Source organism: Kitasatospora griseola (genome assembly GCF_014648555.1).
GTDB classification, from domain to species: domain Bacteria; phylum Actinomycetota; class Actinomycetes; order Streptomycetales; family Streptomycetaceae; genus Kitasatospora; species Kitasatospora griseola.
The window spans coordinates 456,650-462,865 of the sequence record NZ_BMRI01000001.1 but is presented as its reverse complement, the minus strand read 5'-3'; the positions used below and the strand labels follow the sequence as shown (position 1 = coordinate 462,865).

Annotated in this window: 3 protein-coding genes and 2 tRNA genes; all 5 read left to right on the top strand. The window is 70.8% G+C overall.

Annotated features, from left to right (window positions below):
* Window positions 1–3: 3 nt before the first annotated feature.
* The 5 genes from IEZ12_RS02060 (at window position 4) to IEZ12_RS02040 (ending at window position 6,207) form a co-directional block, all read left to right on the top strand.
* Window positions 4–76, top strand: a tRNA-Ala gene (locus IEZ12_RS02060).
* 170 nt (window positions 77–246) lie between these two features.
* A tRNA-Ala gene (locus tag IEZ12_RS02055) sits at window positions 247–319 on the top strand.
* 92 nt (window positions 320–411) lie between these two features.
* Entirely contained in the window at window positions 412–1,704 is a 1,293-nt protein-coding gene (locus IEZ12_RS02050; RefSeq protein ID WP_189270448.1) for a tetratricopeptide repeat protein, read from the top strand.
* A 366-nt stretch (window positions 1,705–2,070) separates the two neighbouring features.
* Window positions 2,071–4,944, top strand: coding sequence for a leucine--tRNA ligase (gene leuS, locus IEZ12_RS02045; RefSeq protein ID WP_189270447.1), 2,874 nt, complete (start codon window positions 2,071–2,073; stop codon window positions 4,942–4,944).
* Window positions 4,945–5,427: 483 nt separating this feature from the next.
* Complete coding sequence (locus IEZ12_RS02040; protein WP_189270446.1) at window positions 5,428–6,207, top strand: hypothetical protein; 780 nt, start codon at window positions 5,428–5,430, stop codon at window positions 6,205–6,207.
* Window positions 6,208–6,216: the final 9 nt, after the last annotated feature.

Genomic DNA, 6,216 nt, shown 5'->3' with positions numbered 1-6,216 from the left:
TGCGGGGCTATAGCTCAGTTGGTAGAGCGATTGCATGGCATGCAATAGGTCAGGAGTTCGATTCTCCTTAGCTCCACAGCAGTTCTGCGAGGCCGCTACCCGAGACGGGTAGCGGCCTTCGGCGTTCCCGGGGCTGCCTGTGGGGCGCCCGGAACGGATTAGGGCCTGGACCGTCGACCGTGTACAGTTGTCGATGTCGCCAAGGGGAACCGCAAGGGAAACTGCAGGTGAAGGCAGTAACAGCATGGGGCTATAGCTCAGTTGGTAGAGCGATTGCATGGCATGCAATAGGTCAGGAGTTCGATTCTCCTTAGCTCCACAGTAATCCGAAGGCCGTCCCGCGAGGGGCGGCCTTCGGTCGTTCATCCGACTCCCCTGCCACGCGGGGCGCGGGGCCGCTACCGTCGTGCCATGGCCGATCTGGCGCGAAAACGGAACGACGAGCTCGCCCGGATACTCCACCAGCTGGGATGGAGCCCGGAGCGGCTGGCCCGCGAAGTGAATGCGGTGCTGCCGCCCGGCATGGCGATCAGCTCGACCGCGCCCTACAAGTGGCGCGACCGGGGCATGGTGCCGCGCTCGCCGCACGACCAGACCGTCTGCGAGGTCCTCGGCCGCTGCGTCGGCATCGCCGTCACCTACGAGCAGCTGTGGGGGCAGATGGGCTCCAACCGGGGCGCCAAGATGCTCTCGCCCCGGCTGCTGACGGATCCGTGGACCGCTGACACCGCGCAGACCGCGCTCCGCGAGGCCGGCGCGGACGGCGCCCCGGTCCGGCTCACCGACCTGTTCCGCGGCGACGAGCTGGAGCAGGCAGCCCGGCACTGGGCCTCGCCGCCACCGCCCGTCACCGGCGGCGAGGGCGCGCTCCGGATCGCTCCCGAGCAACTGGCCGACCTGCGGCTCTCCTACGACTCCAAGCAGCGTCTGGAGCGTGCCTACGGCGGCGGACTGATCCTCGACCTCGCCAAGGCCGAACTCGCCATGGTGGGGAAGCTGCTGGAGCTCGGCAGCTACGACGAGCCGCTCGGCCGGGAACTGTACGGGGCCGCCAGCAGGCTGGCCCGGCTGGTCGGTTGGGCGAACTACGACATGGGTAACGACGCCGCCGCGCAGCGTGCCTTCGTCGCGGCCCTGCGCGCCGCCCACGTCTCCGGCGACCCGCGGCTCGGCGTCGGCGTGGTCGGCTGCCTCGCCGTCCAGGCGACCTACAACTCCGGAGGGCGGGGCCTGGACCCGGTGGCGATGCTGTCCACCGCGCTGCGCGCCGCCGACGACGTGCTGACACCTCGTGAGCGGGCCCTGCAACTCGGCCGGATCGCCCGGGCGCACGGCCGCAAGGGCGAGCAGATCAGCGCCGAGGCGGTCGCCGAGCGGGCGTTCCGGATGCTGGAGGGGCTGGACGGACACGACCAGGAACGCGCCGACCTGGAGGGCATGATCGGCGAGGGCTTCCTGCTGCTCGGCGAGCACGAGCAGGCCCGGGGCCTGCTGCAGCGCGCGATCGAGGCGCTCACCGCAGAACGCGCCCGAGTCAAGGCGCTGCTGATGGTGCGCCTCGCCGACTCCTACCGCCGCACGGGCGAACGCGCGGAGGCCGAGGACATCGCCGACCGGGCCCGCCGGCTCGCCGCCGGCATGCAGTCCGCCCGAGTGGCGCGGGCCCTGCGGGACTTCGACTCGGCGATGCGCGCGGAGGCGTAGCGACAGGTCGGACGGCCGGCCGGGCGGGGCGGGCAGTCGGTTGGGGGGATCGGGTAGGGCGGGCAGTCGGTTGGAGGGAGCGGGCGGGGGAGTGACCGGAGATCCGACTGTGGCTGTGGTCGTGGTCGAGGGGGTGACGAGTGATCCGGCCGCTGCCGTGGTCGGGGGATTGACGCGGTGACGCGAAAGGGTGTTGAAGGGGTGCGGTACCCTGAGCCCATGCGAACTGTGCGCCTGCTTCTTAGCCGGCCGCGCTGACCAGGACCGGCTTGGGTGCCGGAGTCGGCGTGGCGTCCCCTCCTGCGGAGGGGTTTTCTGCTTTCTACGGCCTGTTCGCTGACTGATGACGATGGAGCCTGAAGGACCATGAGCGAGACGACCCCCGCTTCCGGCGCGGCCGAAGCCGCCACCGAGCCTTTCCGCTACGGCGCCGCGCTGGCCGCCGAGATCGAGTCCCGCTGGCAGGACCTGTGGGAGAAGGAGGGGACGTTCAACGCCCCCAACCCGACCGGCCCGCTGGCCGACGGGTCGGCCGTCGCCGCGAAGCCCCACAGCTTCATCATGGACATGTTCCCGTACCCGTCGGGCACCGGTCTGCACGTCGGCCACCCGCTGGGCTACATCGCCACCGACGTGTACGCCCGCTACCAGCGGATGACCGGCCACAACGTCCTGCACACCCTGGGCTACGACGCCTTCGGCCTGCCCGCCGAGCAGTACGCCGTGCAGCACGGCGTGCACCCGCGGGTGTCCACCGAGGACAACATCGCCAACATGCGCCGCCAGCTGCGCCGGCTGGGCCTGGGCCACGACTCGCGCCGGTCGATCTCCACGATCGACCCCGAGTACTACCGCTGGACGCAGTGGATCTTCCTGCAGATCTTCAACGCCTGGTACGACGAGGCGGCCGGCAAGGCCCGCCCGATCTCCGAGCTGGTCGCCCAGTTCGAGTCCGGCGAGCGCGAGGTGCCGGGCGGCCGTGCCTGGGCCGAGCTGACCGGCGTCGAGCGCGACGAGCTGCTGGGCGACTACCGGCTGGCGTACTCCAAGGAGGTGCCGGTCAACTGGTGCCCCGGCCTGGGCACCGTGCTGGCCAACGAGGAGGTCACCGCGGACGGCCGCTCCGAGCGCGGCAACTTCCCGGTGTTCAAGTCCAACCTGCGCCAGTGGATGATGCGCATCACCGCCTACGCGGACCGCCTGATCAGCGACCTGGACCTGCTGGACTGGCCCGAGGCGATCAAGCTGCAGCAGCGCAACTGGATCGGCCGCTCCGAGGGCGCCCGGGTCGACTTCGGCGTCGGCGGCGACACCGTCACCGTCTTCACCACCCGCCCCGACACCCTGTTCGGCGCGACCTACATGGTGCTGGCCCCCGAGCACGCCCTGGTCGACACCGTTGTCCCGGCCGAATGGCCGGCCGGTACCCGTGACGAGTGGACCGGCGGTGCCGCGACCCCGGCCGAGGCCGTCGCCGCGTACCGCGCGGCCGCCGCCGCCAAGTCCGACGTGGAGCGCCAGGCCGACGCCAAGGTGAAGACCGGCGTGTTCACCGGCGCGTTCGCGACCAACCCGGTCAGCGGCGAGCAGATCCCGGTGTTCATCGCCGACTACGTGCTGATGGGCTACGGCACCGGCGCGATCATGGCCGTCCCCGCGCACGACAGCCGCGACTTCGCGTTCGCGCAGGCGTTCAACCTGCCGATGCGCTGCGTCGTCCGGCCCACCGACGGGCGCGGCGAGGACCCGCACACCTGGGACGACGCCTTCGACACCTACGACTCGGTGCTGATCAACTCCGAGCGTGACGGCGTCTCGCTGGACGGCCTGTCCGTGGTCGACGCCAAGGCCCGGATCACCGCCTGGCTGGCCGAGCAGGGCATCGGCGAAGGCACCGTCAACTTCCGCCTGCGCGACTGGCTGTTCAGCCGCCAGCGGTACTGGGGCGAGCCGTTCCCGATCGTCTACGACGAGAGCGGTGCGATGCACGCGCTGCCCGAGTCGATGCTGCCGGTCGAGGTCCCCGAGGTGGACGACTACTCGCCGCACACCTACGACCCCGACGACGCCACCTCCTCGCCGAAGACCCCGCTGTCCCGCAACGAGGACTGGGTCAACGTCGAACTGGACCTGGGCGACGGCCCCAAGACCTACCGCCGCGAGACCAACACCATGCCCAACTGGGCGGGTTCCTGCTGGTACGAGCTGCGCTACGTCGACCCGGTCAACTCGACCTCGGTCGTCGACCCCGCCAACGAGGCCTACTGGATGGGCCCGACCGTCGAGAAGCCGGCCGGCGGCGTCGACCTGTACGTCGGTGGCGCCGAGCACGCGGTGCTGCACCTGCTGTACGCCCGCTTCTGGCACAAGGTGCTGCACGACCTGGGCTACGTCTCCTCGGTCGAGCCGTTCCACAAGCTGTTCAACCAGGGCATGATCACCGCCGACGTCTTCCGCGACGACCGGGGCTTCCCGGTGCCGGCTGCGGAGGTCGAGGAGATCGACGACGAGTTCTTCTGGAACGGCGAGAAGGTCCGTCGCGAGGCGGGCAAGATGGGCAAGTCGCTGAAGAACGCGATCGCCCCGGACGAGTTCGCCGACGAGTACGGCGCGGACACGCTGCGCCTGTACGAGATGTCGATGGGCCCGCTGGACGTCTCCCGCCCGTGGGACGCCCGCGCGGTGGTCGGCTCCTACCGCTTCCTGCAGCGGCTGTGGCGCAACATCGTCTCGGAGATCACCGGCGAGCTGGTGGTGACGGACGAGGAGCCGGACGAGGCGACGTTGCGGGCGCTGCACAAGACGATCGACGGCATCCGCGGCGACATGGCCAACCTGCGGTTCAACACCGCGGTGGCCAAGGCCATCGAGCTGAACAACTTCCTGGTGAAGCGCGGTTCCACGCCGCGTTCGGTCGCCGAGCAGATCGTCCTGCTGATCGCCCCGCTGGCACCGCACATCGCCGAGGAGCTGTGGCGCCGCCTGGGCCACGAGCAGTCGCTGGCCTTCGCCGACTACCCGGTCGCCGACCCGGCGTACGTCGTCGACGAGACCGTGACCTGCGTCGTGCAGATCAAGGGCAAGGTCAAGGCCCGCCTGGAGGTCTCGCCGGCCATCTCGGACGCCGAGCTGGAGGCGCTGGCCCTGGCCGACCCCACCGTGGTCGCCGCCATCGGCGGTGCGGAGGTGCGCAAGGTCATCGCCCGCGCGCCGAAGCTGGTGAACATCGTCACTGGCTGACGTCGCCTCTGCTGAGCGATCGTCGGATCGGCAGGGCCGGTTGTCCCGAACACGGGGCGGCCGGCCCTTCGCCGTCTGTGGCTGCGGGAGGGTGCACTCCTGGGCGGCGGCGCAGGCGAGAGCGAGCGCGAACAGGAGAGACAGGGGCAGGAGGCGAAGGGTCCGCAAGGTCGGTGCGGCTCGCGCGGTCCGTGTCGTTCGTGGGGCGTGGCGGGTCTGTCGGACTCGTCGGACGGGCCGGAGACGGTGGAAGAGCTCGAACAAGGTGGCTCCGTTCTTCGTAGGGGTGTGTCGATCGCGTGGCGTGTACTGGCGGACTCCGGGTGATCGCTTGGGGGACATCCCTGAGCTGTCCCTGATCTCCGTTCTCCAGGCGGTTGAACGTCTGCTGCCCGCTGCCCGGCCGAGCTACGGTGGAGACCGGTGGACAGGCGGCCCGCATTCGGCGGACCGCCGCCGGTCACGGGCGGAGGTGGGCTCCCGATGGAAGCGCTCGGTGTTGTCGTAGCGCTGGTCGCGCTGCTCGGAGTGACGCTGCTGGTGATGGCGGTGGTCGGGACGGTCAAGGCGGCGAAGGCCGTGGCCGCCAAGGTCGAGCGGCACAGCTCCAACGCCCAGCGGGCGGTGGAGAATGCCACCCTCCGGGCGAAGACCATCACCAAGCCCGGCGACCAGGGAAGGATCGCCGGCCTCCGCCTGTCCCTGCGTACCGCGCTGGATTCGACCCGCCAGGTCCTGCAGGGCGGCCTCCCGCAGGACGGTCAGCTCGGTGACGCGCTCCAGCTCCTCGCCCGCCTCGACTCGCACGCAGCCGAACTCGACACCGAACTGCGCCTACTGGAACGCGAGCCGATGAACAGCCGCGTCGCCGCCAAGCTCCCCGAACTGCGCGAACGCACCGAGCGGATCACGCACTCCGCGGACTCCCTGCGCTGGGCTGCCCAGGACCGCATGCGCCGCTTCGCCGACGACGAGCTCGCCCGCCTCAGCCAGGAGTGTCGGGACGAGGCCGGAGCGCTGCGGCACTGGACTCCTGCCGAGCCCGCCGCCGACCGCGGCTCCGAATTCGCCGCCGGCCCTGCGTCTACCGCCGATGCCCGGAGCGCCGCCGCTTCCGCCGATGGCCCCGCCGACCGCCGGAAGGGAATCGGCACCGGACGCCAGAGCAGCGCCGAGGAGTTGCTCGGGCTGGCTGCCGAGCCGCTCTCCCGCCTCGCCGACCGCCTGCGCAAGCCGAACCCCGCCGGACCCAACCACCCGTGACCCCACGTC